This window comes from Streptomyces sp. NPDC000229 (genome assembly GCF_040300825.1).
In the GTDB taxonomy this organism is placed as follows: Bacteria; Actinomycetota; Actinomycetes; order Streptomycetales; family Streptomycetaceae; genus Streptomyces.
Window position 1 is genome coordinate 1 of record NZ_JBEPEL010000093.1, and the last position, 26030, is coordinate 26030.

General features: G+C 71.6%; 24 protein-coding genes. 13 read left to right on the forward strand and 11 right to left on the reverse strand.

The genetic code is table 11. The features are described from left to right. Positions 1-327: 327 nt before the first annotated feature. Together ABT360_RS30475 and ABT360_RS30480 are read right to left on the reverse strand one after the other, a co-directional pair. A complete protein-coding gene (locus ABT360_RS30475; protein ID WP_351823559.1) occupies positions 328-1998 on the reverse strand; it encodes a threonine/serine ThrE exporter family protein in 1671 nt (556 codons plus the stop codon). Between the two features lie 111 nt (positions 1999-2109). Next, the gene (locus tag ABT360_RS30480) at positions 2110-2604 is read right to left on the reverse strand and encodes an inorganic diphosphatase (protein ID WP_064067354.1); all 495 of its coding nucleotides are present in this window, start codon (positions 2602-2604) and stop codon (positions 2110-2112) included. 157 nt (positions 2605-2761) lie between these two features. Between ABT360_RS30480 and dacB the strand changes: the two genes are divergently transcribed. From dacB to folE, 6 genes are all read left to right on the forward strand, one after another. Next, complete coding sequence (gene dacB, locus ABT360_RS30485) at positions 2762-4183, forward strand: D-alanyl-D-alanine carboxypeptidase/D-alanyl-D-alanine endopeptidase (RefSeq protein WP_351823563.1); 1422 nt, start codon at positions 2762-2764, stop codon at positions 4181-4183. A 55-nt stretch (positions 4184-4238) separates the two neighbouring features. Continuing rightward, positions 4239-5366 (forward strand): zinc-dependent metalloprotease, encoded by a 1128-nt coding sequence (locus ABT360_RS30490; protein WP_351823565.1) that lies wholly within the window; start codon positions 4239-4241, stop codon positions 5364-5366. A gap of 200 nt (positions 5367-5566) precedes the next feature. Then, positions 5567-6613, forward strand: coding sequence for a tRNA lysidine(34) synthetase TilS (gene tilS / locus ABT360_RS30495; RefSeq protein ID WP_351823567.1), 1047 nt, complete (start codon positions 5567-5569; stop codon positions 6611-6613). Positions 6614-6654: 41 nt separating this feature from the next. Continuing rightward, positions 6655-7194 carry a hypoxanthine phosphoribosyltransferase gene (gene hpt, locus ABT360_RS30500; protein ID WP_064067358.1) on the forward strand — a complete coding sequence of 180 codons (540 nt, stop codon included), beginning with the start codon at positions 6655-6657 and terminating at the stop codon, positions 7192-7194. A 170-nt stretch (positions 7195-7364) separates the two neighbouring features. Beyond that, positions 7365-9413: an ATP-dependent zinc metalloprotease FtsH gene (ftsH, locus tag ABT360_RS30505; RefSeq protein ID WP_351823569.1), complete on the forward strand. Its 2049-nt coding sequence runs from the start codon at positions 7365-7367 to the stop codon at positions 9411-9413. A gap of 129 nt (positions 9414-9542) precedes the next feature. Then, positions 9543-10148 (forward strand): GTP cyclohydrolase I FolE, encoded by a 606-nt coding sequence (gene folE, locus ABT360_RS30510; protein ID WP_351823572.1) that lies wholly within the window; start codon positions 9543-9545, stop codon positions 10146-10148. Positions 10149-10245: 97 nt separating this feature from the next. Here folE and ABT360_RS30515 read toward each other — a convergent pair whose 3' ends face one another. From ABT360_RS30515 to ABT360_RS30540, 6 genes are all read right to left on the reverse strand, one after another. Continuing rightward, entirely contained in the window at positions 10246-10728 is a 483-nt protein-coding gene (locus tag ABT360_RS30515; protein WP_351823575.1) for a DUF3180 domain-containing protein, read from the reverse strand. Positions 10729-10777: 49 nt separating this feature from the next. Next, positions 10778-11377 (reverse strand): 2-amino-4-hydroxy-6-hydroxymethyldihydropteridine diphosphokinase, encoded by a 600-nt coding sequence (gene folK / locus ABT360_RS30520; protein ID WP_351823578.1) that lies wholly within the window; start codon positions 11375-11377, stop codon positions 10778-10780. Then, positions 11374-11733 carry a dihydroneopterin aldolase gene (folB, locus tag ABT360_RS30525; protein WP_351823581.1) on the reverse strand — a complete coding sequence of 120 codons (360 nt, stop codon included), beginning with the start codon at positions 11731-11733 and terminating at the stop codon, positions 11374-11376. Before folB ends, folK begins: the two co-directional genes overlap by 4 nt. Before the next feature lie 132 nt (positions 11734-11865). Continuing rightward, a complete protein-coding gene (locus tag ABT360_RS30530) occupies positions 11866-12330 on the reverse strand; it encodes a nuclear transport factor 2 family protein (protein ID WP_351823584.1) in 465 nt (154 codons plus the stop codon). Continuing rightward, complete coding sequence (gene folP, locus ABT360_RS30535) at positions 12327-13187, reverse strand: dihydropteroate synthase (RefSeq protein WP_351823587.1); 861 nt, start codon at positions 13185-13187, stop codon at positions 12327-12329. The genes ABT360_RS30530 and folP overlap by 4 nt, the downstream gene beginning before the upstream one ends. 290 nt (positions 13188-13477) lie before the next feature. Further along, a complete protein-coding gene (locus ABT360_RS30540; protein ID WP_351823590.1) occupies positions 13478-15310 on the reverse strand; it encodes a phosphatidylglycerol lysyltransferase domain-containing protein in 1833 nt (610 codons plus the stop codon). A 153-nt stretch (positions 15311-15463) separates the two neighbouring features. Here ABT360_RS30540 and ABT360_RS30545 point away from each other — a divergent pair, with 153 nt between their 5' ends. Next, complete coding sequence (locus ABT360_RS30545; RefSeq protein ID WP_351823593.1) at positions 15464-16579, forward strand: alpha/beta hydrolase; 1116 nt, start codon at positions 15464-15466, stop codon at positions 16577-16579. Positions 16580-16585: 6 nt separating this feature from the next. On the opposite strand, the gene ABT360_RS30550 is transcribed toward ABT360_RS30545, so the two are convergent. Beyond that, complete coding sequence (locus ABT360_RS30550; protein WP_351823596.1) at positions 16586-17731, reverse strand: ABC transporter ATP-binding protein; 1146 nt, start codon at positions 17729-17731, stop codon at positions 16586-16588. 174 nt (positions 17732-17905) lie between these two features. Between ABT360_RS30550 and ABT360_RS30555 the strand changes: the two genes are divergently transcribed. The 4 genes from ABT360_RS30555 (at position 17906) to ABT360_RS30570 (ending at position 21494) form a co-directional block, all read left to right on the forward strand. Beyond that, positions 17906-18640 carry an ABC transporter permease gene (locus tag ABT360_RS30555; protein ID WP_351823616.1) on the forward strand — a complete coding sequence of 245 codons (735 nt, stop codon included), beginning with the start codon at positions 17906-17908 and terminating at the stop codon, positions 18638-18640. A 3-nt stretch (positions 18641-18643) separates the two neighbouring features. Then, the gene (locus ABT360_RS30560; RefSeq protein ID WP_351823599.1) at positions 18644-19321 is read left to right on the forward strand and encodes an ABC transporter permease; all 678 of its coding nucleotides are present in this window, start codon (positions 18644-18646) and stop codon (positions 19319-19321) included. A 43-nt stretch (positions 19322-19364) separates the two neighbouring features. Further along, positions 19365-20345 (forward strand): ABC transporter substrate-binding protein, encoded by a 981-nt coding sequence (locus ABT360_RS30565; RefSeq protein ID WP_351823602.1) that lies wholly within the window; start codon positions 19365-19367, stop codon positions 20343-20345. A 162-nt stretch (positions 20346-20507) separates the two neighbouring features. Next, positions 20508-21494, forward strand: a complete 987-nt coding sequence (locus tag ABT360_RS30570) for a hypothetical protein (RefSeq protein ID WP_351823604.1) — start codon at positions 20508-20510, stop codon at positions 21492-21494. 145 nt (positions 21495-21639) lie between these two features. Here ABT360_RS30570 and ABT360_RS30575 read toward each other — a convergent pair whose 3' ends face one another. Then, positions 21640-22782 (reverse strand): NADH-quinone oxidoreductase subunit D, encoded by a 1143-nt coding sequence (locus ABT360_RS30575; protein ID WP_351823607.1) that lies wholly within the window; start codon positions 22780-22782, stop codon positions 21640-21642. After that, entirely contained in the window at positions 22779-23780 is a 1002-nt protein-coding gene (locus ABT360_RS30580) for an SAM-dependent methyltransferase (protein WP_444852350.1), read from the reverse strand. Before ABT360_RS30580 ends, ABT360_RS30575 begins: the two co-directional genes overlap by 4 nt. A 90-nt stretch (positions 23781-23870) precedes the next feature. Between ABT360_RS30580 and ABT360_RS30585 the strand changes: the two genes are divergently transcribed. Continuing rightward, entirely contained in the window at positions 23871-25073 is a 1203-nt protein-coding gene (locus ABT360_RS30585; RefSeq protein ID WP_351823610.1) for a sensor histidine kinase, read from the forward strand. Positions 25074-25094: 21 nt separating this feature from the next. Next, on the forward strand, positions 25095-25769 hold the full coding sequence (locus tag ABT360_RS30590) for a response regulator transcription factor (protein WP_351823612.1): 675 nt from the start codon (positions 25095-25097) through the stop codon (positions 25767-25769). Positions 25770-26030: the final 261 nt, after the last annotated feature.

Genomic DNA, 26030 nt, shown 5'->3' on the forward strand with positions numbered 1-26030 from the left:
CTGCACGGCCCCTTCTCGCCGTTCTTCCAAAGACCACCGGCCCGCAGTCGGCGTACGACCGGGGTGTGGCCGTGCAGGGTCGCCCCCGCAGAGGTTGGCGGCGTTGGTTGGGCTCCGAACCGTCGAGACCCAAGGCCGCCGGCCTCGAGGAGGTGAGCCCGGAGGGGCCACACCCCCCACCCACCGGCAGGGACCGCGGGGCCGGGGCGCAGCACTCGCCCGGAGGGGCCGCGCCCCACCACCCACCGGCGGCAGCCGTCGCGCACTCGCCCGGAGGGGCCGCGCCCCACCACCCACCGGCGGCAGCCGTCGGGCGCCCGCCGAGGGTCAGAAGCCGCGGGTGCGCTTCGCCGCGCGGCGGAGGGCGGCGGAGCCGGGGGCACGGATGAACAGCCGGGCCATCTCGCCACCGAGGTTCACGCCGATCGCGATGGCCAGCGCCAGCGCGGCCGCCCGGGCCAGGGAGGTGAAGCCGGCGTCCATGTTGTTCTGGGCGATGTTCAGCACCCCGAGGTACGTGGCGCTACCGGGCAGCAGTGGCCCGATCGCCGCCGTCACGTACGGCAGCGACGACGTGTGCTCGTAACGGGCCATCAGCTGCCCGAACAGGCCCACCAGCCCCGCCGCGACCGCCGTCGCCATCACCGTGGAGCCGCCCGCCGTCACCGCTATCGACGCGTAGATCACCCACGCCGCGGCCCCGTTCAGCGCCACGAACAGCACCGTGGAACGTTCCTGCTGGAGCAGCACCGCGAACGTCACCGACAGCAGCACCGCCGCAAGGATCTGGATCACCGGCCGCTCGACCGCGTTCAGCACGCCCTCGGGGTTGAGCTTGGCGCCCAGCTGGACGCCCCCGTACAGCACCGACAGCACGCCCACCACGATGGCGACGAAGAAGTACGCCACCTCCAGCAACCGCGCCGAGGCGGTGATGTAGAAGCCGGTCAGACCGTCCTGCACCGCGGCCACCAGCGCCCGCCCCGGGATCAGCGCGAACAGCCCACCGGTGATGACCGCGTTGGGCTGGAGCCCGGCGTGCAGCAGGCTCACCAGCACACCCATCGCGGCCGGCGGTACCGCGGCCACCGCGAACTGGTAGAACTCCGGCAGCCCGCGCCCCGCGCAGAACCACGCCAGCCGGTCGCCCAGCATGGCGCCCGCCGCCGCGACCAGGAACACCGCCATGTCACCGCCCAGCAGCATCGACGCGGCGCCCGCGAGGCCGCCCGCCGCCACGGTGAGGACCCACCCGGGGTACGGGTGCCGGTTGCGGCGGATCTCCGCGAGGCGGCGGTACGCCTCCTCCAGCGAGACGTCGTAGTCGTCGGCGTTGATGTCGGCGACCAGCGCGTAGACCGCGGACAGCCGGGTGTAGTCCGTGCCGCGCCGCCGCACGGTCCGGCTCACCGTCACCGGGTCGTCCACCAGCGACGGCTGGTACGTGACGCCCAGCAGGGTGAAGGTGACCGTCGGCTCGCAGCGGTCGAGCCCGTACGAGCGGCAGATCGCGAACATCGCCGCCTCGACGTCCTCCGCGCCCTCGCCGCCCGCCAGCAGCAGCTCACCGATACGCAGCGTCAGGTCGAGCACGCGGGGTACGGCGGGACCGACCTCGCCCTGCTTCTGCACCGGCTCCGGCACCGGCCGTTCGCTCACCGGCATCCGCAGCATGGTGCGCATCCGGTCCTGCCACGGCGCGTCCTTGGACAGCCGTATCGCCGGGAACCCCTGGGCAGGCGTGAACGCCGGAGGGGACTCCTTCGCCGAGTACGTCGAGGGCGGCGCGAACGCCGATCCCTCCGGCTCTGCGGGCGCCTCGGGCATCAGTCCGTCGGGGAGGGCGAACTCCGACGTCGTCTGCTGGTCCTCCTCGGTGCCGGAGGGCTGCTCCACGCCCGGCGGTGGCGTGAAGGCGCTGTGTGCCTCATCGGACTGAGGCTTACGGTCCTCGGGACCGTCCGTCTCCGGCGCCACTGTGCTCGTCCTCACTCCCATCCGACCCGTCTGCCCAGTATGAGCATGGTCAAGGTGCACCCGAGGCCCCGGACACGACGACGGGCGGCGCACCGCGAAGGTGCACCGCCCGTCGTGCGACGAAAACGGGGCTCAGTGAGCGCCGCCCTGCGCCTCCAGGCGCTTGACGGAGGCCTCGATCTCGGCCTCGGCCTCGGCGCGGCCGACCCAGTTGGCGCCCTCGACGGACTTGCCGGGCTCCAGGTCCTTGTAGACCTCGAAGAAGTGCTGGATCTCCAGGCGGTCGAACTCCGACACGTGGTGGATGTCGCGGAGGTGCTCCATGCGCGGGTCCGAGGCCGGGACGCACAGCAGCTTGTCGTCGCCGCCCGCCTCGTCCGTCATCCGGAACATGCCGATGGCGCGGCACTTGACCAGCACACCCGGGAAGGTCGGCTCGTCGAGGATGACCAGCGCGTCCAGCGGGTCGCCGTCCTCGCCCAGGGTGCCCTCGACGAAGCCGTAGTCGGCCGGGTAGACGGTCGACGTGAAGAGGTGGCGGTCCAGTCGGATACGACCGGTCTCGTGGTCCACCTCGTACTTGTTCCGCGACCCCTTCGGGATCTCGATGGTGACGTCGAACTCCACGGGTGGCTCCTCCAAGATCAACACAAAACGTCGGGTATGGCTGCTCCCCCAGCAGGACCGGACCGCCGTGCTCACCGGGGGTGCCGTGCTCACGGCACAGCTCAGTGGTTAAGTGTCCCTCACGCAACTGTGTGCTCGCGAAAGGGGCTGGTCAGCCGTGCTGGAGCCGAAGGTGGTGCGGCTCACCGCGGGCTCTGCCGCGCTCGGCCTCGTCCTGGCGGCCGGGGCGGTGACCCTGGCCGGGCCCTGGGACTCGGGTCAGCGTACGGCCGAGCGCGCCCGGGCCGCCGCCCAGGCCCCCACAGGTGGCGCATCTCACCACGCGGCCGGCCCCGAACGCCCCGCCCCGAAGCCGGCTCCCAGCGCCCCCGGCGTACTGACCGCCCTGACCTCCCTGCGCGCGAAGGCCGCCCCCCGGCCCGCCGTCCCGCCGCCCGCCCCCCTCGCGGCCACCCTCGACCCGCTCCTCGCCGCCCCGGGCCTCGGCCCGCTGCGCACGGCGTCCGTCGTCGACGTCACGACCGGCAAGCAGCTGTACGGGAACGGCGCCCACACCCCAGTGACCCCCGCCTCCACCATCAAGATCGCCACCTCGGCCGCCGCCCTCACCGCCCTGGGCCCCGACCACCGCATCGCCACCACGACCGTCACCGGCCCCGACGCCAAGCGCGTCACCCTCGTCGGCGGCGGCGACCCCACCCTCGACCGGGCCCGGCTGCGCGCCCTGGCCGCCGACACCGCCCGCGCCCTGCGCTCCCGCGGTGTCACCGCCGTCCAGCTGGCCTACGACACCTCCCGCTACACCGGCCCCGAGCGCCACCCGATCGGCGTCAACGACAACATCGCCCCGGTCACCGCCCTGATGACCGACGAGGGCCGGCTCGACGGCTCCACCGCCGGCCCCGCCCCGCGCTCCGCCGACCCCGCCGGCGACACCGCCCGTGCCTTCGCCGGCCTGCTGGCCGAACACGGCGTCACCACCGGCAAACCCCCGGCACGCGCGCGTGCGCCCAAGAAGGCCGTCCCGCTCGCCAAGACCTGGTCCGCGCCCCTCTCCGCCCTCGTCGAACGCGCCCTGACCCACAGCGACAACGACCTCGCCGAGGCCCTCGCCCGCCAGACCGCGATCGCCACGGGCCACCCCGCGAGCTTCGACGGCGCCGGCCGCGCCGTCGCCCGGCAACTGCGCGAACTGGGCGTACCGCTCGCCGGGGCGAGGTTCGCCGACGGCAGCGGCCTGGACCGCGGCGACCGGGCCTCCGCCGCCCTGCTCACCTCGCTGCTCGCCCGCGCGGCCGACCCCGCCCGCCCCCAACTGCGCCCCGTCCTCACCGGCCTGCCCGTCGGCGGCTTCAGCGGCACCCTGGCGGATCGTTACACCGACGGCTCCCCGGGCGCGGCGGGCGCGGGACTCGTCCGCGCCAAGACCGGCACCCTCACCGGCGTCAACACCCTGGCCGGCACGGTGGTGACGGGGGACGGCCGCCTCCTGGCCTTCGCGTTCCTGGCCGGCCGGACCCCGTCCCCGTACGCCGCCCAGCCCGCCCTCGACGGCCTCGCCGCAGCCCTGGCCCGCTGAGCCGGTCGGCGCCGCACCCTGACCCGATCCGGCGCGAAGCACGTACGGTTGACGCATGACGAGCATCGGTGGTGCCGAGATGGTCGACTGGAACCTCGCGGTCGCGACCGCGACCCGACTGGTACGCCCAGGGCCCGAGGTGACCCGCGAGGAGGCCCGCGCGGTCGTCGCCGAGCTGCGGCGGCACGCCAAGGCGTCCGAGGAGCACGTCCGGGCGTTCACCCGGATGATCCCCGAGGGGCACGAACCGGAGGACACCCCCGTCCTGGTCGTCGACCGGGCCGGCTGGATCAGGGCGAACGTCGCCGGCTTCCGCGAACTGCTCAAGCCGCTGCTGGAGAAGATGCAGGAGCGCCGCTCCGGCAGCCCGGGCGGCGCCGTGCTGGGCGCGGTCGGCGGCAAGGTGACCGGCGTGGAGCTGGGCATGCTCCTGTCGTTCCTGGCCTCCCGGGTCCTCGGACAGTACGAGACGTTCGCCCCCGCCACCCGGGAGCTCCCGGCCGGCGAGCACGGCGGCGGCCGGCTCCTGCTGGTGGCGCCGAACATCGTCCACGTCGAGCGGGAGCTGGACGTCGCCCCGCACGACTTCCGCCTCTGGGTGAGCCTCCACGAGGAGACCCACCGCACCCAGTTCACGGCCGTGCCGTGGCTGCGCGACCACCTCCAGGGCGAGATCCAGTCATTCCTGAGTGCGACGGACATGGACCCCATGACCGTCCTGGAGCGGCTGCGCGAGGCCGCCCAGGCGCTGACCGGCGCCCGCCCCGAGGGCGAGGAGGAGGAGGGCGGCCGCTCGCTGGTCGAGCTGGTCCAGACGCCCGAGCAGCGCGAGATCCTCGGCCGCCTCACCGCCGTGATGTCGCTGCTCGAAGGGCACGCCGATTACGTGATGGACGGCGTCGGCCCGCAGGTCGTGCCCTCGGTGGCGGAGATCCGGGAGAAGTTCCAGCAGCGCCGGGCGAAGGGCGCGTCCCGTCTGGACCTGGCGCTGCGCAAGCTCCTGGGCCTGGACGCCAAACTGCGCCAGTACCGGGACGGGGAACGGTTCGTGCGCGCGGTGGTCGACGAGGTCGGCATGGGCGGGTTCAACCGGGTGTGGACCTCCCCCAACACCCTGCCCACCAAGGCGGAGATCGCCAAACCGGCGGACTGGGTCGCGAGGGTGCACCGTAAAGCAGAATGAGGAGCCTGATCCGGCCGACGGCAGAAGAGCGCCTCCCCAATCACCCATCCGAGGGACCGTGGGCTGTGGGTAGGCGTGCGATGCTCGGGTAACGGCCGAGTTCTGTCACCATCGACGCACTCTGAGTGACCGAACCCCCCGCTCCGGCCGTTAAGACTCCGACCGAGGCACCCCCCAACTTCACACGAAGGGCACCGGACATGGGTCCCCATCCTGCGGTCGCGGCGATACGCCTGGCGGTCCGCCGCGTACTCCACGACGTACTCACCGAGCACACCCCCGCGCACCCCCCTGCCGGAACAAGCGAACTCCCTGCCGCCGGCGGCCCCCCACGGCCCCCGCTCGTCCTGGTGGCCTGCTCCGGCGGCGCCGACTCGATGGCGCTCGCCTCCGCCCTCGCCTTCGAGGCCCGCAAGCTCGCCGTCCGCGCCGGCGGCATCACCGTCGACCACGGCCTCCAGCCCGGCTCCGACCTCCGTGCCGCCGAGGTCGCGGCCCGCCTCACCGCGATGGACCTCGACCCGGTGGAGGCCGTCGCCGTGACCGTCGGCCGCGACGGCGGCCCCGAGGCAGCCGCCCGCGACGCTCGGTACGCCGCGCTGGACGAGGCCGCCGAGCGCCTCGGAGCCTGTGCCGTGCTGCTCGGCCACACCCGCGACGACCAGGCCGAGACGGTGCTCCTCGGCCTCGCCCGCGGCTCCGGCATCCGCTCCCTGTCCGGCATGGCCGCCGTCTCCGGCACCGCCGACCGCTACCGGCGCCCCTTCCTCCAGCTCGACCGGCAGACCGCCCGCAAGGCCTGCATGGTCCAGTCCCTCCCCGTCTGGGACGACCCCATGAACGCCGACCCGGCCTACACCCGGTCCCGGCTGCGCCACGAGGGCCTGCCCGCCCTGGAGAAGTCCCTCGGCAAGGGTGTCGTGGAGGCCCTCGCCCGGACGGCCCAGCTCTGCCGGGACGACGCGGACGCCCTGGACGCCTGGGCCGCCGACGTCGACCCGACCGTACGGGACGAGGCCGGCCTGCTGGAGTGCGCCAAGCTCTACGCCCTGCCCCCCGCCGTCCGCCGCCGCGTGCTGCGCCGCGCGGCCATCGCCGAGGGCGCCCCGGCCGGCTCGCTGTTCGCCCGGCACGTCGAGGAACTGGACCGGCTGATCACCGGCTGGCGGGGGCAGGGAGCCATCAATCTGCCCGGCCGCGTCGTGGCACGCCGCCAGGGTGGCAGACTGGTCATTCGGCAAGGCTGACGCAGGCTGCAACGAAAGTGACCCGGGTGAACGAGAAAGACATGGGCACCGACCTCAAGTCGGTGCTCATCACCAAGGAAGAGATCGACGCGAAGCTGGCGGAGCTCGCCGCGAAGATCGACGCTGAGTACGCGGGCAAGGATCTGCTCATCGTGGGTGTCCTCAAGGGCGCCGTCATGGTGATGGCGGACCTGGCGCGCGCGCTGTCCACCCCCGTCACGATGGACTGGATGGCCGTATCGTCGTACGGCGCGGGCACCCAGTCCTCCGGTGTGGTCCGGATCCTCAAGGACCTGGACACCGACATCAAGGGCAAGCACGTTCTGATCGTCGAGGACATCATCGACTCCGGCCTGACGCTGTCCTGGCTGCTGTCGAACCTCGGCTCGCGTGAGCCGGCCTCCCTGGAGGTCTGCACCCTGCTGCGCAAGCCCGAGGCGGCGAAGGTGGCGATCGACGTCAAGTGGATCGGCTTCGACATCCCCAACGAGTTCGTCGTCGGCTACGGCCTGGACTACGCGGAGAAGTACCGCAACCTGCCGTTCGTCGGCACGCTCGCCCCGCACGTCTACGGCGGCTGAACCGCCCCGGACACCCGCCGGGCCCCGGGAACCCTGACCGCCCTCCCGCCGTTGGAGCATGGGAAGGCGGTCGCGGGTGACAATGCTGGGGTACCGTCCGAAGAACAGTCTTTTCTCATAGCAGCATTTACCTACGGGCAGGAGGGACGGGGCGTCATCGCTCCGTATGGATGGACGTGAAGCGATACTTCCGTGGGCCGGTCATGTGGATCGTGCTGGCCGTCCTCGCCGTGGTCGTGTTGATGCAGGTCGTCGGCTCGTCCGGTGGCTACAAGACGGTGGACACCGGCGAGGTCGTCCAGGCGATCGACAAGAACCAGGTCGACCAGGTCAAGCTGACCACCGGCGACGAACAGATGATCAAGGTCGACCTCAAGGACGGCCAGAAGGTCAAGGGCAGCGACAAGATCCAGGCGAGCTACATCGGCACGCAGGGCTCCGACCTCGCCGCCACGCTGCAGAAGAAGTACGAAGCCGGCGACATCGACAAGGGCTACACCGTCTCGCCGACCAAGCAGAGCGCCATCGTCTCGGTGCTGCTCTCGCTGCTGCCCTTCGTGCTGATCGTCGTGGTCTTCCTGTTCCTGATGAATCAGATGCAGGGCGGCGGCTCCCGGGTGATGAACTTCGGGAAGTCCAAGGCCAAGCTGATCACCAAGGACACTCCGAAGACGACCTTCGCCGATGTGGCGGGGTCCGACGAGGCCGTCGAGGAACTCCACGAGATCAAGGAGTTCCTCCAGGAGCCGGCGAAGTTCCAGGCCGTCGGCGCCAAGATCCCCAAGGGTGTGCTGCTGTACGGCCCGCCCGGCACCGGCAAGACGCTCCTCGCGCGCGCCGTCGCGGGCGAGGCGGGTGTCCCGTTCTACTCGATCTCCGGCTCCGACTTCGTCGAGATGTTCGTCGGTGTGGGTGCCTCCCGTGTCCGTGACCTCTTCGAGCAGGCCAAGGCGAACGCCCCGGCGATCGTCTTCGTCGACGAGATCGACGCCGTCGGCCGGCACCGCGGTGCGGGTCTCGGCGGTGGCCACGACGAGCGCGAGCAGACCCTCAACCAGCTGCTCGTCGAGATGGACGGCTTCGACGTGAAGGGTGGCGTCATCCTGATCGCCGCCACCAACCGGCCGGACATCCTCGACCCGGCGCTGCTGCGCCCGGGCCGCTTCGACCGGCAGATCGCCGTCGACCGCCCCGACATGCAGGGCCGTCTGGAGATCCTCAAGGTCCACCAGAAGGGCAAGCCGGTCGCCCCGGACGTCGACCTGTCCGCCGTGGCGCGTCGTACGCCGGGCTTCACCGGCGCCGACCTGTCGAACGTGCTGAACGAAGCCGCGCTGCTCACCGCGCGCAGCGACAAGAAGCTCATCGACAACCACATGCTGGACGAGGCGATCGACCGTGTGGTCGCGGGCCCGCAGAAGCGGACCCGGATCATGTCGGACAAGGAGAAGAAGATCACCGCGTACCACGAGGGCGGTCACGCCCTGGTCGCGGCGGCCTCACCGAACTCCGACCCGGTTCACAAGATCACCATCCTGTCCCGCGGCCGGGCCCTCGGCTACACCATGGTCCTGCCCGACGAGGACAAGTACTCGACCACGCGCAACGAGATGCTCGACCAGCTGGCCTACATGCTGGGCGGGCGCGCCGCCGAGGAACTGGTCTTCCACGACCCGACCACGGGCGCGGCCAACGACATCGAGAAGGCGACCGCGACCGCGCGGGCCATGGTCACGCAGTACGGCATGACCGAGCGGCTCGGCGCGATCAAGTTCGGCGGCGACAACACCGAGCCCTTCCTGGGCCGCGAGATGGCGCATCAGCGCGACTACTCGGAAGAGGTCGCGGCGCTCGTCGACGAAGAGGTCAAGAAGCTCATCGAGACCGCGCACAACGAGGCCTGGGAGATCCTCGTCGAGAACCGCGACGTCCTCGACAACCTGGTCCTCCAGCTGCTGGAGAAGGAGACGCTCAACAAGGAGGAGATCGCCGAGATCTTCGCCCCGATCGTCAAGCGCCCGGCCCGCCCGGCGTGGACCGGCTCCTCGCGGCGTACCCCGTCGACGCGGCCGCCGGTGCTCTCCCCGAAGGAGCTGGCGCTGACCAACGGCGCCACGAGCGCCAACGGCGTCACGCCGACGGACGTCACCAAGGCCACTCCCGCCGCTGGGTCCGCCCCGGCGACGGAGGCGGTCCCGGAGGAGCGTCCCGAGAGCTGATCCGGCCGGCCGTCGGCCAGGCCGGCCCCGGCCCGGAATGAAAGCCGCGCCTCTCAGGTTCTAGCCTGGGGGCGCGGCTTTCGCATACGCGGTTGGGCGCGTACCCAAGCAACACGGAACGAGGCACAGATGACCGACCCGGTGACGTTGGACGTCGAGGGAACGATCGGCGAGTTCGACGAGAAGCGAGCCGAGAACGCCGTACGCGAACTCCTCATCGCGGTCGGTGAGGACCCGGACCGCGAGGGGCTGCGGGAGACGCCGGCGCGGGTGGCGCGGGCGTACAGGGAGATATTCGCCGGCCTGTGGCAGGAGCCGGAGGACGTCCTGACGACGACGTTCGACCTGGGACACGACGAGATGGTCCTGGTGAAGGACATCGAGGTCACATCCTGCTGTGAGCACCATCTGGTCCCGTTCAGGGGCGTCGCCCATGTCGGCTACATCCCGTCGGTCACAGGAAAGATCACCGGTCTGTCGAAGCTCGCTCGGCTCGTGGATGTCTTCGCCCGTCGGCCGCAAGTGCAGGAGCGCCTGACCACGCAGGTGGCGGACTCGCTGATGAAGATCCTCGAACCGCGTGGCGTGATCGTGGTCATCGAGTGCGAGCACATGTGCATGTCGATGCGCGGTATCCGTAAGCCGGGAGCCAAGACCATCACCTCGGCGGTGCGGGGTCAGCTCCGCGACGTCGCCACCCGCGCGGAGGCGATGAGCCTGATCATGGCTCGATAGCCTCGACTGTCAGGCGCCCGATACCGTCCTTGCTCATCCGTGATCAGGAGCCGGAAGCCGGGACCGCCCTGTGGCCCGGCACCGGCGGACTCCCGACCTAGGTGACGGGCGCCCTACCGGCGTCGTCGTCGTCCTCGGGGAGCCTGCACACCCGCTCCAGGAAGAGCGCCGCGGCGATCACCCCGATCCCTGCCAGCACCGAGAACCCGGCGTAGATCGCCTGGTCGCGGCGGGCCGGGATGTCGAGCGAGCCGAGCAGGAAGACGCCGGTGCCGCCGTACATACCGCTCACCAGGGCCGCGACCAGGGCGCTCGCCTGGCCGAAGACGACCGCGCGGGCGGCCATCAGGGGCTCCACACCCTTGGCGTCGGGGCGGCGCTCGCGCTGGGCGCGCAGCCGGGAGCGCAGGGAGAGCGCGGTCGCGGTCAGGACCGCCGCGATGACCGCGAGGACGATCGGCGCGGCCAGGGGCACGCTCGGCAGGGTGCCGAGCGACTCCCACAGCCGGGCGCCGCCCCAGGAGAGGATGCCGGCGACGGCGAACAGTCCGGCCAGTACCTTGAGCCGCAGTTGCTTCACCAGGGGCCCTTCATCTCGTCGCCGTGCAGTGCTTGCCGATCACTCAACGCTACTCGGGCAGGCGCAGTTCCAGGTCCGCCCGCGGCAGGACACCCTCGCGGTCGACGCCGCCGAGCAGCTCGGCGATCGCGCCGACGCCCGGCAGCTGCGCCTCCGGCTCCACGTCGTGCCAGGGCGCGAGCACAAAGGCCCGCTCGTGGGCGCGGGGGTGCGGCAGGGTGAGGAACGGGTCGTCGGAGACGACGTCCGCGTACGTCACGATGTCGACGTCGATCGTCCTGGCCCCCCAGCGCTCGTCGCGGACCCGGTGGAAGGCTTCCTCCACGGCGTGCGCGCGCTCCAGCAGGGACGCGGGGGGCAGCGTGGTCTTCAGGACGACGACCGCGTTGAAGTACGACGGCTGGGAGCCGGGGTCGACACCCCAGGGCTCCGTCTCGTACACGGGGGAGACGGCCTTGACCCGGACGCCGGGGGTGTCCTCCAGGGCGTCGATGGCGCCCTGGAGGGTCTCCAGGCGGTTGCCCAGGTTGGAGCCGAGGGAGATCACGGCCCGTTTGGGGTTGGACAGCGTGATGTCGGCGGCGTCGACCTGCTCCGTCACGGAGGCGGGCACCGGCTGTACCGTCGGGTCGCTGTGCGTCTTGTTCATGCGCGGCTCCGGGTGATGGTGATGGTCACGTCGTCGAAGGGCACGGTGATCGGGGCGTCCGGCTTGTGGACCACCACCTCGACCTCCTGGACGCCGTCGTGCTTGAGGCATCGCTGGGCGATGCGCTCGGCGAGCGTCTCGATCAGGTCGACCGGCTCCCCCTGCACGACGTCCACGACCTCTTCCGCCACGACGCCGTAGTGCACCGTCTTCGCCAGGTCGTCGTCGGCCGCCGCGGGGCGGGTGTCGAGGCCGAGCACCAGGTCCACGATGAACGTCTGGCCTTCCTCGCGCTCCCGGGGGAAGACGCCATGGTGCCCGCGGGCCTTGAGGCCGCGCAGCGCGACACGATCCACGCGAATCACTCCTGCTGTCGTTGGTCTGGCGGGCATGCGGCCGGGTGCGGACGGCGCGATGCCACCAGTCGAATCTACCTGCGAGCACTGACAGGACCTGCCCACGGGCTCCTCTCCGGCTCGCCTACCCACTCAGGAGGGGTTCTCGTCGGCCTCTTCCTCGCCGGTTTCGGCCAGAACGGGTGAACCGTGGTGTGCCCAGATCCGCCAGCCCCGCGGTGTGCGGCGGAACACATTCGTGGCGACGACCAGCTGTCCGACGAGCGGCCCGAGGTCCGCGCCGTCCTCGGCGGGTCCGCCGCTGAGGATGTTCTCCGTGCAGGTCACCAGGGCCGTGTCGCCGGCCACGGAGACCTTCACATCGGTCAGGAAGAACTGGATGTAGTCGGTGTTGGCCATGATCAGCGCGTACGAACGGAGGACCTCCCCGCGGCCGGAGAGCACTGGCCAGCCGGGGTGGACGCAGGAGATCTCGCCGTACGAGTCGTCCAGCCAGAGGTCGGAGATCTCCTCGAAGTCGCCGCGTTCCATCGCCTCGTAGAAGGCGGTGTTGGCGAGCTCGACCGCCTCGGTGTCGGTCCGTGCCGCGTCGCTCACCGGGCTCCCTCGACGGCGCGTGCCACCCGCACCGCGTCCGCCGTCGCGCGCACCTCGTGGACCCGTACGGCCCAGGCGCCCTCGTGGGCCGCGATCGCCGAGACGGCCGCGGTGGCCGCGTCCCGCTCCCGGGCGGGCGGCGGGGCGGCGCCCTCCCCGGCCAGGACGTGGCCCAGGAACCGTTTGCGGGAGGCGGCGACCAGCAGCGGGCGGCCCAGCGCGCGCAGGTCGGCCAGGTGGGCCACCAGGGCCAGGTCGTGCGGGGCCATCTTGGCGAAACCCAGGCCCGGGTCGACGACGATCCGCTCCGGGTCGATGCCGCCCTCGACGACGGCCTCCATCCGGGCGCGCAGCTCGGTGACGACTTCGGCGACGACGTCCTCGTACACGGCCAGGCCGTTCATGTCCTTGCTGAAGCCGCGCCAGTGCATGACGACGAAGGGCACCTCGGCGGCGGCGACGGAGGGGACCATGGCGGGGTCGGCGAGGCCGCCGCTGACGTCGTTGACCAGGACGGCGCCGGCCTCGACCGCGCGGCGGGCGACGGAGGCGCGCATGGTGTCGACCGAGACGGCGACCCCTTCGGCCGACAGGCCGCGTACGACGGGGACGACCCGGCGCAGCTCCTCGTCCTCGTCCACCCGGGTGGCGCCCGGGCGGGTCGACTCGCCGCCGACGTCCACCAGGTCCGCGCCCTGGGCGACCAGGTCCAGGCCGTGCTTGATGGCGGCCGTGGTGTCGAACCAGCGGCCCCCGTCGGAGAAGGAGTCGGGCGTCACATTGACGACTCCCATGACCGCGCAGCGGTCGAACGTGGGCAGGCCCCGGGCCGTGCCCCGTCCGCGCAAGGTACTCATGCGTCCAGCCTAGGGGGTGTCCTGTGGGTCGGGCCGGATCAGGGAGCGGGGTCTGGGGGTCCCCCCAGGCGATAGCCGAGGGGGAGCGGGCGGATGCAAGGCGGAGGTGCGGGTCCCCCGCCGAAGGCAGGGGAGGAGCCACTGCGGGTGGCTCCCGTGCCCGAAGGGCTACGGGGGACATCGGCGACCGACGACAAGGCCACTGGGGGCAACCCCCCGAAGGCAGGGGCACGCGGGTCCGGGAGGACCCGCACGACACCCCTTGGGGCGGTCGGGACCCGGCCGTCGGTTCAGGCGGCGCGGACCTCGTGCTCGCCGCGGGGCGGGGTGATGTGCGCGCACGGGCGGCCCGTGGCGGCCGTGCCGCGGCGGCGGAACGGCCGGGGGAGCTCCATGTTCACGAAGCCCTCCGCCTGCATCGCGGCGAAACCGATGCGCGGCAGGTCTCGCGCGTTGCGGTAGACCACGAAGCGCGGCTCCCAGCGGGGCTGGAACTTGGCGTTGAACTTGTACAGCGACTCGATCTGGAACCAGCGGGAAAGGAACACCAGCAGGCCGCGCCAGATCCTGAGGACCGGGCCGGCGCCGAGCTTCTCGCCGCGTGCCAGGGCGGAGCGGAACATCGCGAAGTTCAGCGAGACCCGCTCGATGCCCAGCTTGGGGGAGGCCTGGAGGGCGGCGACGATCAGCAGTTCGTTCATGCCCGGGTCGGCGGAGCGGTCACGGCGCATCAGCTCCAGCGACATCCCGTCCGTACCCCAGGGCACGAAGTGGATGATCGCCTTCAGGTCGCCGTACGGGGAATCGGGATCCTCCTTGTGGGCGGTGGCGATTACCGCGTCACCGTCGGCCGGGTCGCCGATCCGGCCCAGAGCCATGGAGAAGCCCCGCTCGGTGTCGGTGCCCCGCCAGTCGGCCGCGGCGCGCCGGATCCGCTCCAGCTCGCCGTCGGAGAGGTCACGGGCGCGTCGGACGCGGGTCGTGTACCCATTGCGCTCGATGCGCTTGACCATCTGGCGCACGTTGCGCATGGCGCGCCCGGTCAGGGAGAAATCCGCGACGTCCACCACCGCCTCGTCGCCGAGCTCCAGAGCGTCGAGGCCGGTCTCGCGGGTCCACACCTCGCCGCCGGTTTCGGAGCAGCCCATGACGGCGGGCGTCCAGGAGTGGGCCTTGGCCTCGTCCATGAACCGCTCGATGGCGCCGGGCCAGGCCTCGACGTCACCGATCGGGTCGCCGCTGGCGAGCATCACGCCGGAGACGACGCGGTAGCAGACGGCGGCCTTGCCGCTGGGGGAGAAGACGACGCCCTTGTCGCGGCGGAGTGCGAAGTGGCCGAGCGAGTCACGGCCGCCGTGCTTGTCCAGCAGGGCGCGCAGCCGGGTCTCGTCGTCCTCGGTGAGCCGGGCGACCGGGTGCTCGGGGCGGAAGGCCAGGTAGATGGTGGTGATGGCGGTCAGCAGGCCGAGGGCGCCGAGCGAGTAGCCGACGGTCCAGTCGACGCCGCCGCGGTAGGCGACCGGGCCCTCCATGCCGAACAGGCCGTACAGCACGTGCTCCAGGCGGTCGCTCAGGCTGGGGCTGCCGATGACCTTCCCGGGGTGGGCGCTGACGATGACCAGGCCGAGCGCGATGGAACCGGCGCCCATGAGGACGAAGTTGGCCAGCGCCTTCCAGCGGCTGCGCGGGTCGGGCAGGGCGGCGAACTCGCCGCGGTGGCGCAGCAGCAGTGCCAGGAGCAGCAGCGAGAAGAGCACCCCGATGACGGAGTGGCGGTAGACGAACTGGGCCACTGCCCCGACCGGAAGGAGGATCACGGCGGCCCGCCAGGCGCGGCGCTTGTGGCGCTTGAGTCCGTGGGCGAGGAGCAGCAGCAGCACGCCGACGCCGAGGGAGAGGGCCGCCGAGAGGGGGCCCAGGGTGCCGGGCAGCACCTCCGCGACGGCGTGCATCCGGCTGGCGCGGAAGCGGGGGAAGACCCCCGCCGCGATGTCGATCAGGCCGATGAACGTGCATGCCGTGCCGACCAGGGAGGGCACCTTCTCGGCGCGTGGCCCGCGCAGGACACGACGTATCCGGCTCGGAACCGAACCCGACTTATCCCCATCTACCGTGACAGACATCGCTTCCCAAGGCTCCGCAAAGATTCGTTGTGTCCCTTCGGCCGTCACTGATTCGGTGCGGCCCGGACGATTTGCGCTCTCTAGGACGGGGCTCGTGGGGGGCGGGTTCATTCCCACCCCGGAAAATCTCGACGAAGAAGGCTTGAACGACTCATGGGTCTCACCAGCAACAAAGTCCTGGCGCTGGCCGCCGTGCTGGCCGTGGTGCTGTTCGCCCTCACGGTCTGGCTGTGGCCACGGCTGGCGCGCGGCGGCTGGCGGACGGTGCTCGGCCGGATAGGTCTGCTGCTGGCGACCCAGCTCGCGCTGTTCGCGTCCGTCGGGCTGGCGGCCAACAACTACTTCCTCTTCTACGGCTCCTGGGCCGATCTGTTCGGGCAGGAACAGGAGCTGGGCGTGGTCGTCGACCACTCGGCGGGCAGCAAGGACATCAAGGTCGTCGGCAAGCAGAAGCTGGAGGGGGTCCCCGGCGGCGGCCGCCCGGCGGTCGGCGGACAGGTCCAGAAGGTCGTCATCGCCGGGGAGACGTCGAAGATCGACAGCCCGGCGTACGTCTACCTGCCGCCGGAGTACTTCCAGCCGGCGTACGCCGGGAAGACCTTCCCCGCAGCCGTGGTCCTGACCGGTTACCCGGGGACCGCCGAGAACCTGCTCAAGGGGCTGAAGTACCCGCGCACGGCCTACGAGCAGGCCAAGGCCAAGAAGATGCAGCCGATGGTCCTGGTGATGATGCGGCCCACGGTGGCCCCGCCGCGCGACACCGAGTGCGTGGACGTCCCCGGCGGCCCGCAGACCGAGACGTTCTTCGCCAAGGACCTGCCGAAGGCGGTCTCCGAGACGTACCGCGTCGGCAGCGCACCCCGGAACTGGGGCTTCATCGGCAACTCCACCGGCGGCTACTGCGCCCTGAAGATCGCCATGCACCACCCCGAGCGGTACGCGGCCGGCGCGGGCCTGTCCGCGTACTACGAGGCCGCCGAGGACATGACGACCGGCGACCTGTTCCACGGCGACCAGCGCGAGCGCGACCGGGCCAACCTGCTGTGGAGCCTGGACAACCTGCCGCAGGGGCAGTCGTCGTTCCTGGTCACCACCTCACGCAAGGGAGAGGGGAACCTCAAGGGAACCCTCTCCTTCATCAAGAAGGTGAAGTCGCCCGCGCGCGTCTCGTCGATCACCCTCGACAGCGGCGGGCACAACTTCAACACCTGGAACCGCGAGATCCCGCCCGCACTGGTGTGGCTGAGCGGCCGGCTCAGCGCGGCCTGACCGCGGTCACCGGCTGACGGTTTCCAGGTCGACGTCCGTACGGGGGACGTCCTGGGCGTCGGCGTCGATCGAGCGGCGCAGCGCCTCGTGCAGCCGGGCCGGGGTCAGGACGCCGAGGAATCGTCCCCGCTCCTCGCGGTCGATGACGGCGATCCAGCCCGCGTCGTGCTGGAGCATGGTCGCGAACGCCTGCTTGAGCGAGGCGCCCACGGGCAGCCAGGCCTCCATGCGCCGGGCGTGCTCCCGTACCGACCCGCTGCCGCGGGTGGCGCTCTCCGCCGAGATCCAGCCGTGCAGGTTGTCGTCGCGGTCCAGGACGACGGCCCAGCGCGCGCCGAGCTCGCGGGGCAGCGCGTCGTCCAGGTGGACGACCGGCGGCTGTTCGAGGTCGCTCACCTCGATGGGCGTGACGGACAGCCGCTTGAGGCCGCGGTCGGCGCCGACGAAGTCGGCGACGTACGGCGTCGCGGGGGCGCCCAGCACGGTGGCCGGAGCGTCGAACTGCTCGATCCGGCCCTGCCCGTAGACGGCGATGCGGTCACCGAGCCGGACCGCCTCCTCGATGTCGTGCGTGACGAACAGGACCGTCTTGCGCACCTCCGACTGGAGCTTGAGGAACTCGCTCTGGAGGTGTTCGCGTACGACCGGGTCGACCGCGCCGAACGGCTCGTCCATCAGCAGTACGGGCGGGTCGGCGGCCAGCGCCCGGGCGACACCGACGCGCTGGCGCTGGCCGCCGGAGAGCTGCTCGGGGTAGCGGTCGCCGTAGACGGACGGGTCGAGGCCGACCAGATCGAGGAGTTCGGCGGCGCGGGCGCGCGCCGTGGTGCGTTTGACGCCGAGCAGGTGGGGGACGGTCGCGGTGTTCTCCAGGACCGTCTTGTGGGGGAACAGGCCGACCTGCTGGATGACGTAGCCGATCCGTCGGCGCAACTGGACGGGGTCGGTGCCCGCTATGTCCCGGCCGTCGACGTATATCCGGCCCTCGGTCGGCTCGATCAGCCGGTTGACCATCTTCATCGTGGTGGTCTTGCCGCAGCCGGACGGTCCGACGAGCGTGACCAGTTCGCCCTCGGCCACCTCGAACGACAGGTCGTCGACGGCGGTCGTGCCGTCCGCGTACCGCTTCGTGACGTGCTCGAATCGGATCATGGTTTCCATTGTGGCCGCATGCCGCCCGCCGCGGACCTCCCGTGTGTGAAGGCCGCGTTGCCAGGCTGTGATGACGAGCGGTGATTGTCGGTGGTGGGGGATAGGGTCGTTGTCGGATCGAACACCGGATCGGGCGTACGCGGGTCGGGGAGGTGGGGGCGGGTGAGTTCCGTGGTGAGCGCTGCCGGATGCCTGGCGGCCAACGACTGGATCTGCGGCGAGTATGTCCGCTCCCGCGCCCAGGAGTTGACCGGGGCCACCGTCCAGCATGTGTGGATCACGGCCGTGTCGGTGCTGATCGGGCTGGCCGTGGCCTTTCCGCTGGCGCTGCTGGTCCGCGCCCGGCCCCGGTTCGCCGCGCCCGTCCTCGGGCTGACCACCGTGCTGTACGCGATCCCGTCGCTGGCGATGTTCTCGCTGCTGCTGCCGTTCTTCGGCCTGTCGGCCGCGCTGGTGGTGACCGGCCTCGTGCTGTATTCGCTGACCATTCTCGTGCGGAACATCCTGGCCGGTCTCGCCTCGGTGCCCGAGGAGGCCCGGGAGGCGGCGCGCGGGATGGGGTACGGGCCGGGGCGGCTGCTGTGGGAGGTCGAACTGCCGCTGGCGCTGCCCGCGGTGATGGCGGGCGTGCGGATGGCGACGGTGTCGACGGTCGCGCTGACCACGGTCGGCGCCCTGGTGGACTACGGCGGTCTGGGCACCCTCATCACGACCGGGCTGAAGAGCTTCTTCAAGGCGCAGGTGCTGACCGCCTCGGTGCTGTGCGTGCTGCTCGCGGTCACGGCCGACCTGCTGCTGCTCTGGCTGCAGCGGCTGCTCACGCCATGGACGCGCACCACCCGAGGAGCGGCCACCACCCGCACCACCCGTATATCGGGCATACGCATACGCATACGCAAGGCGGGGTGAGCGATGGGCGCGGTGTCCGACGCCTGGACCTGGCTGACGACCGGGGCCAACTGGCAGGGTGAGAGCGGGGTGTGGCACCGGCTGGCCGAGCATCTGTGGTTCAGCGGTGTGTGCCTGGCGGTCTCGTGCCTGATCGCGCTGCCGCTCGCGCTGTGGCTGGGGCACATCGGCCGGGGCGGCGCGCTGGCCGTCAACCTCTCCAACGTGGGGCGTGCGGTACCCACGCTGGCGGTGCTGGTGCTGCTGACGCTCACCCCGCTGGGCAGGCACGGCGACCTGCCGACGATCACCGCGCTGGTGCTGTTCGCCGTGCCGCCGCTGCTCACCAACGCGTACGTGGGAATGCGCGAGGTGGACCGATCGGTGGTCGAGGCGGCACGGGGTATGGGGATGTCGGGCGGCCAGGTGTTCCGCCGGGTGGAACTGCCCCTGGCGTATCCGCTGGTGATGACGGGTCTGCGGTCGGCGACCGTGCAGGTGATCGCCACCGCGACGCTCGCCGCGATGGCGGGCGAGGGCGGGCTGGGCCGGATCATCACCGCCGGGTTCAACACGAACGACACCGCGCAGGTGGTCGCCGGGGCGCTCGTGGTCGGCGCGCTCGCCCTGCTGGCCGAGGGCCTGCTGGTGGTGGTGGGCCGGGCGTTCGACCCCATGCGGACCACCCGGCGCGCCCACTGAACCGAAGCTGACAGCGACATGGCTGGACCGGACGGAGAACGTGATGAGCAGGATCTCCCGCATGACGGGTGCGGTACTGGGCGTGGTGGCGCTCACCGGCGGGCTGGCCGCGTGCGGCGGTGGTCAGAGCCTGGAGGAGCGGGGTGGCTCGGACACCTCCTCGTCCGGCGGCGGTGACAAGGGGTCGCTGGTCGTCGGATCGGCGAGCTTCACCGAGGCCAATGTGCTGGCGGAGCTGTACGCACAGGCGTTGAAGGACGCCGGATACTCCACGTCCATCAAGACCGTGGAGAACCGCGAGCTCTACGAACCGTCCCTGGAGAAGGGCGAGATCGACGTCGTACCGGAATACGCGGCTACGCTTGCGGAATTCCTGAACGCGAAGGTGAACGGTCCGAAGGCGGTCGAGGAGAAGCCGGTCGCGTCCAGCGATGTCACCGCCACCGTAACGGCGTTGGAGAAGCTCGCCGGACCGCGTGGTCTGAAGGTCCTCCCGCCCGGTGAGGCGGTCGACCAGAACGCCTTCGCCGTGACCCGGGAATTCGCCGAGAAGAACAAGCTCAAGACGCTCTCGGATCTCGGTGCCTCGAAGCTGAAGGTCAAGATCGCGGCTGGTGACGAGTGTGAGATACGGCCGTTCTGCGCGCCCGGGCTGAAGAAGACCTACGGCATCGATGTGACGGGCATCGATCCCAAGGGCGTGGGCACGCCGCAGGCCAAGCAGGCCGTGAAGGACGGCATCGACCAGCTCGTCCTGACCACGACGACCGACGCGACCCTGGACAACTTCGGGCTGGTGCTGCTGGAGGACGACAAGAAGCTCCAGAACGCCGACAATGTGCTGCCGGTCGTCAATGCGAAGGACGCCGGTTCGGCGGAGATAGCCGCGGCTCTCAACAAGATCACCAAGACTCTCACGACCGAGGATCTGGTGGAGTTGAACAGAAAGGTCGACGCCGAGCGGGCAAAGCCGTCGGACGTGGCGAGGGCTTACCTGGAGTCCAAGGGCCTGATCAAGAAGTAAGCGGGGCACCCGGATGTCGGTCCGGCTCGAAGCGCTGAGAACCCGCTGAGAACCACCTGTGAACCCGATCCGAACCCGGTCCCAACCCGATTCGGATCACAGGGCCGAAACATTGCCGGGCCGACACCCCATACGACACCTACGCACGGTAAATTTCAGGCCATGCCACGTGGACGCCACCGCCATTCCCCACCCCTGCACAGGCTTCTGCCCCCTTCCGCGGTAGCCGGCGCGGCCATTCTGTGCGCCGGTGGCGCCTGGCTTTTCGCCGATCCGCTGGTGCTGCGCCTCCTGGCCGCCGCCGCGGCCGCCGCGGCGGTCACCGGCTCGGTCCTGATGCGCAGTTGGGACCGCGCGGCCGGCCGCCGCGTCGCGGAACTGACCCGGGCCCGGGCCGGCGACCAGTGGCGTACCGAGGAGCGGATAGCCGAGCTGGAGTCCGACCTGGAGGAGTCCCGAGAGCTGCGCGCCAAGCTCGACGCCAAGCTGCGCGCCAAGCGGGTCGAGCTGGCCGCGCTGCGCAATGAGCACGCCGAGCTGCTGCGCCGGTACGCCAACGCCGAGACGGAGCGCGCCAGCGCCCTGGAGGGCCGCCGCCGGCTCGCCCTGGAGGCGGCCGCCCCCACCCGGGCACTGCCCGCCGCGAGCTCCGCGCCCACGCCGGCCGCCTACCTCCAGGCCGCCAAGGCGCTGGAGAACCTGACGCGCAACGCCGCCGAGCAGGAGGCCAGGCGCACCACCGAGCAGGCCCGGCGCCGCGACCTGGCGGAGCGGGCCCGTGAGGCGGACGAGCCGCAGGGGAAGCACGCGGCGGTCGCCGAGCGGCAGCACGACCGCCCGTCGGCCGCCGCCCCCTCCGTCCACGGCGCCTCCTCGATGCGCCGGGTCCCACCGGCCGCAGCGGTCGTGCCACGCGCCGAACAGCGCCGCCCGGCGCCGCGCCTCCAAGGCGGTTTCGACTTCTTCGGCACGCAGAAGAACGTGCTGGAGTCCGTGCAGGAGGAGGACCTCGCCGACGTCGTGGGCGAGGAGGCCCTCGCCGTACGGCGACGGGAGGACCGCGCGGTCGGCAAGGTCATCGACCTGACCGCACACGACGAGACCGAGCAGCTGGACGTGGTGGAGCTGCGGCGTGACGCGGTGTCGTAGGACGCGACGCGGTGACGTGGGGCGTGACGCGGTGACGTGGGGCGTGACGCGGTGACGTGGGGCGTGACGCGGTGACGTGGGGCGTGACGCGGTGACGTGGGGGACACGGGGTCGTAGAGGAAGCGTGCCGTAAGGAGCGGGCCGGTTACTTGTCGATGTCGCCGACGACGAAGAAGAACGACCCCAGGATCGCCACCATGTCCGCGACCAGCGTGCCGGGCAGCAGCTCGACCAGCGCCTGGATGTTGTTGTAGGACGCCGAGCGCAGCTTGAGGCGGTACGGGGTCTTGTCGCCCTTGGAGACCAGGTAGTAGCCGTTGAGGCCGAGCGGGTTCTCGGTCCAGGCGTAGGTGTGGCCCTCGGGGGCCTTGAGGACCTTCGGCAGCCGCTGGTTGATCGGGCCGGGCGGCAGCTCGGCGATCCGGTCCAGGCAGGCGTCCGCGAGGTCCAGCGAGTTGTGGGTCTGCCCCAGCAGGCACTCGAAGCGGGCCAGGCAGTCGCCGTCGGTGCGGGTGACGACCTCCAGCGTCTCCTGGAGGTCCCCGTACGCCAGGTACGGCTCGTCGCGGCGCAGGTCGAAGTCGACGCCCGAGGCGCGGGCGATCGGGCCGCTGACCCCGTACGCGTGGACGATCTCCGGCGACAGGACGCCGACGCCGCGGGTGCGGCCGCGGAAGATCTCGTTGCCGAGGACGAGCCGGTCGTACACGTCCATACGGGAGCGGACCTCGGCCACCGCGTCACGGGCGCGGCCGAGCCAGCCGGCCGGAAGGTCCTCCTTGAGGCCGCCGACCCGGTTGAACATGTAGTGCATCCGGCCGCCGGAGACCTCCTCCATGACGTGCTGGAGGTCCTCCCGCTCCCGGAAAGCATGGAAGATCGGGGTGATACCGCCCAGTTCGAGCGGGTACGAACCGAGGAACATCAGGTGGTTGAGGACCCGGTTCAGCTCGGCGAGCAGGGTGCGGGTCCAGACGGCACGCTCCGGGACCTCCATGCCGAGCATCCGCTCGACGGCCATGACCACACCGAGCTCGTTGGAGAACGCCGACAGCCAGTCGTGGCGGTTGGCCAGCATGATGATCTGGCGGTAGTCGCGCGCCTCGAAGAGCTTCTCCGCGCCGCGGTGCATATAGCCGACGACCGGCTCGGCGTGCCGGATCACCTCGCCGTCCAGGACGAGGCGGAGGCGCAGCACGCCGTGCGTGGAGGGGTGCTGGGGTCCGATGTTCAGCACCATGTCGGTGCTTTCCGCGGCACCGCCGATGCCGACCGTGGTCTCCGTCATGCCGGACAGTATCCCTCGCCGGGCACGCGCTGGAGCAGCCAGGTGAAGTCCCCGAGCCCGCCCCGCGCGGTCAGCTCGGCGGCCTCCCCGGCCCGCGCGAGGGCCCTTACGTATCCGGCGGGGTCCGTCCGGGCCGTCTCCAGGGGCGGCCGCCCACCGCTCACCCCGAGCCGCCCGAGCGCCTCCCGCTGGGCGACCAGATCGGGTTCGCACGGCACGGAAGCCGCCGCCGCGCACGCGTCGAGGGCCACATGCGCCGTGATGTCGCACGTCCCGTCGGGCACCGGGGGAACCTCGCGCCCGGCGCGGAAGCCGGTGAGGGTGCCGAACGGGGGGCGGGCGGCGGCCGTGTGGGCGTAGTCGACCGCCACCGCCAGGCCCGCCGACAACGACGACACCGCCCTCGCCCAGGCCTCGTCGCGCGGCCGGCCGATCTCGGCGCGCTCACCCGGCTCCCGCAGCGGCCACCAGCGGGCCAGCCACGCGGCGTCCGCGCCCGCCACGGGCGCACCCAGCCGCTCCGTGCCGTCCGGCGCCACCTCCACGTACCGGGGCGTGCCCGACTCGTCCAGCTGCGCCACGTCCAGCGGCACGTTGTCCAGCCACTCGTTCGCGAACAGCAGGCCACGCACGCCGGAAGGCGGCTCGGCCGTCCACGTGACGCGCGGGTCGAGCCCCTCGGGCCGGGCGGCGCGTTCGACGGCGTACGCCCGTACCCGAAGGCCCGCCGGGGCGGCCGCCAGCACCCCCGCCACCAGCTCGCCGCGTCCCGCACCCATGTCGACCAGTGCGATCTCGTCGGGGCCGCCCAGCTCCTCCGCCACCTCGGCGAGCAGCCGGGCCACCGCCTCCGCGAACAACGGCGAGGCGTGCACGGACGTGCGGAAGTGCCCCGCCGGTCCCTCGGGGCGCAGATAGAAGCCGTCGGGCCCGTAGAGAGCCGCTTCCGCCGCCGCGCGCCAACCGCGCCACTGACACGTCTCATCATTCACGGGCACCAGTCTCCACCTTGCGGAGTACGCCTCCGTCCCGTGGATGGAACCTCCGGTTGACCCATGCACCTATCGGTCTTCCCTACGCTGGGTTACGTGCAGCGCCTCTATGACTTCATCCGCAGACACCCCACGGGCGTCGACAGTTTCTGGGCTGTGATGCTCCTCGGGTTCTCCTCGCTGTGGGTGGCCGAGGCCCCGAACGGTGCGGAACCGCGCGCCGTGGCCGCCGGGATCGTCGTGCTGCTCTGCCTCACCCTCGCGCTGCGCCGTCGCGCGCCCGAGAAGATGCTGGTGCTCTGCGCCGCCCTGGGCGTCGCGCAGCTGGCCCTGGACATCGAGATCAATCCGGCCGACTTCGCGATGCTCGTCGTCATCTACACGGTCGGGGCGCAGAGCGACGGCCCCCGCTGGGCCTCCCGCCTCGCGCTCGTCGGCGGGGTGTGCGCGGCGCCGCTCGCACAGGTGCGCTGGCCGGAGGAGAACGTCTCCACCGCCGGGAAGATCTTCTTCACCGTCGTGATGACCGTGCCGTTCGTCCTCGCCTGGGTGCTCGGCGACTCGATGCGCACCCGCCGCGCCTACTTCGCCCAACTGGAGGAGCGCGCCTCCCGGCTGGAGCGCGAGCGCGAGGCCCAGGCCAAGGTCGCCGTCGCCGCCGAGCGTGCCCGTATCGCACGTGAGCTGCACGACGTCGTCGCGCACAACGTCTCCGTCATGGTGGTCCAGGCCGACGGTGCCGCCTACGTCCTCGACACCTCGCCCGACCAGGCCAGGCAAGCCCTGGACACCATCTCGACCACCGGCCGCCAGGCCCTCGCCGAAATGCGCCGGCTGCTCGGCATCCTCCGCACCGGCGAGCCGCAGGACTCCGAGGACTACGTGCCGCAGCCCGACGTCCAGCAGATCGAGGAACTGGTCGAGCAGGTCCGCGCCGCGGGCCTGACCGTCGACTTCAAGGTCGAGGGCACCGCGCGCCCGCTGCCGAGCGGCGTCGAGCTCACCGCGTACCGCATCGTCCAGGAGGCGCTGACCAACACCCGCAAGCACGGCGGCCCGGACGCCGGGGCGAGCGTACGGCTGGTGTACTTCGACGACGGCCTCGGTCTGTTGGTCGAGGACGACGGGCGCGGCGCCGCGCACGAGCTGTACGAGGACGGCGGCGCCGACGGCCGCGGCCACGGCCTGATCGGCATGCGCGAGCGCGTCGGTATGGTCGGCGGCACCCTGGACGCCGGACCGCGGCCGGGCGGCGGTTTCCGGATCAGCGCCCTGCTCCCCCTCAAGCCCGCCCACTGACCCCCTCGTAAGGACTGCCGTATGTCCATCCGCGTGATGCTCGTCGACGACCAGGTGCTGCTGCGCACCGGCTTCCGCATGGTGCTCGCCGCCCAGCCGGACATGGACGTCGTGGCGGAGGCGGGCGACGGAGCGGAGGCCATCGACGTCCTCCGCTCCACCGCCGTGGACGTGGTGCTGATGGACGTACGGATGCCGAGGCTCGACGGCGTCGAGGCGACCCGCCGCATCTGCGGCTCGCCGGATGCCCCCAAGGTCCTCATCCTCACCACCTTCGACCTCGACGAGTACGCGTTCTCGGGTCTGAAGGCGGGCGCCAGCGGCTTCATGCTGAAGGACGTGCCGCCCGGTGAGCTGCTCAGCGCGATCCGTTCCGTGCACAGCGGCGACGCGGTCGTCGCGCCGTCCACGACCCGGCGCCTCCTGGACCGCTTCTCCCCGATGCTCCCGGCCACCGGCCAGGAGCCGCGCGACAAGACGCTGGAGAAGCTGACCGAGCGGGAGCGCGAGGTCATGATGCTGGTGGCCCAGGGCCTGTCGAACGGCGAGATCGCGGCCCGGCTCGTCCTGTCCGAGGCGACGGTCAAGACCCATGTGGGCCGCATCCTCACCAAGCTGGCGCTGCGGGACCGCGTCCAGGTGGTGGTCCTGGCGTACGAGACGGGCCTCGTGCGGGCCGGGGGCGGGGGGTTCTGAGCGGACGCCGACCGGGGATCGCCGGCCGGTTACGGGGCCACCGTTCCGCGGTGGGGAAGCCGGACGAGTGCCTGGAGCCGCTGAGCGTGCCCGTGCGCGCGCAGCACCTCCGTACGGACCGGCTGACCGTCCCGGGGGTCGCGGACCGGGTCTCCCGGCCTCGGCCGGTCCGCGGCTCGCACCGGACACGGCCGGTCCGCGGCTCGCACCGGACAGGCCGGGCCGCTGATCGGCATCGCGCTGCTGCTGGCGCTGCTGATC

Coding starts and splice junctions, on each gene's coding strand:
- ABT360_RS30475 (WP_351823559.1), bottom strand. CDS start 1,998: ATGGGAGTGAGGACGAGCACAGTGGCGCCGGAGACGGACGGTCCCGAG.
- ABT360_RS30490 (WP_351823565.1), top strand. CDS start 4,239: ATGACGAGCATCGGTGGTGCCGAGATGGTCGACTGGAACCTCGCGGTC.
- tilS (WP_351823567.1), top strand. CDS start 5,567: ATGGGTCCCCATCCTGCGGTCGCGGCGATACGCCTGGCGGTCCGCCGC.
- hpt (WP_064067358.1), top strand. CDS start 6,655: ATGGGCACCGACCTCAAGTCGGTGCTCATCACCAAGGAAGAGATCGAC.
- ftsH (WP_351823569.1), top strand. CDS start 7,365: ATGGACGTGAAGCGATACTTCCGTGGGCCGGTCATGTGGATCGTGCTG.
- folE (WP_351823572.1), top strand. CDS start 9,543: ATGACCGACCCGGTGACGTTGGACGTCGAGGGAACGATCGGCGAGTTC.
- folK (WP_351823578.1), bottom strand. CDS start 11,377: ATGAACAAGACGCACAGCGACCCGACGGTACAGCCGGTGCCCGCCTCC.
- folP (WP_351823587.1), bottom strand. CDS start 13,187: ATGAGTACCTTGCGCGGACGGGGCACGGCCCGGGGCCTGCCCACGTTC.
- ABT360_RS30540 (WP_351823590.1), bottom strand. CDS start 15,310: ATGTCTGTCACGGTAGATGGGGATAAGTCGGGTTCGGTTCCGAGCCGG.
- ABT360_RS30545 (WP_351823593.1), top strand. CDS start 15,464: ATGGGTCTCACCAGCAACAAAGTCCTGGCGCTGGCCGCCGTGCTGGCC.
- ABT360_RS30550 (WP_351823596.1), bottom strand. CDS start 17,731: ATGATCCGATTCGAGCACGTCACGAAGCGGTACGCGGACGGCACGACC.
- ABT360_RS30560 (WP_351823599.1), top strand. CDS start 18,644: ATGGGCGCGGTGTCCGACGCCTGGACCTGGCTGACGACCGGGGCCAAC.
- ABT360_RS30565 (WP_351823602.1), top strand. CDS start 19,365: ATGAGCAGGATCTCCCGCATGACGGGTGCGGTACTGGGCGTGGTGGCG.
- ABT360_RS30570 (WP_351823604.1), top strand. CDS start 20,508: ATGCCACGTGGACGCCACCGCCATTCCCCACCCCTGCACAGGCTTCTG.
- ABT360_RS30575 (WP_351823607.1), bottom strand. CDS start 22,782: ATGACGGAGACCACGGTCGGCATCGGCGGTGCCGCGGAAAGCACCGAC.
- ABT360_RS30590 (WP_351823612.1), top strand. CDS start 25,095: ATGTCCATCCGCGTGATGCTCGTCGACGACCAGGTGCTGCTGCGCACC.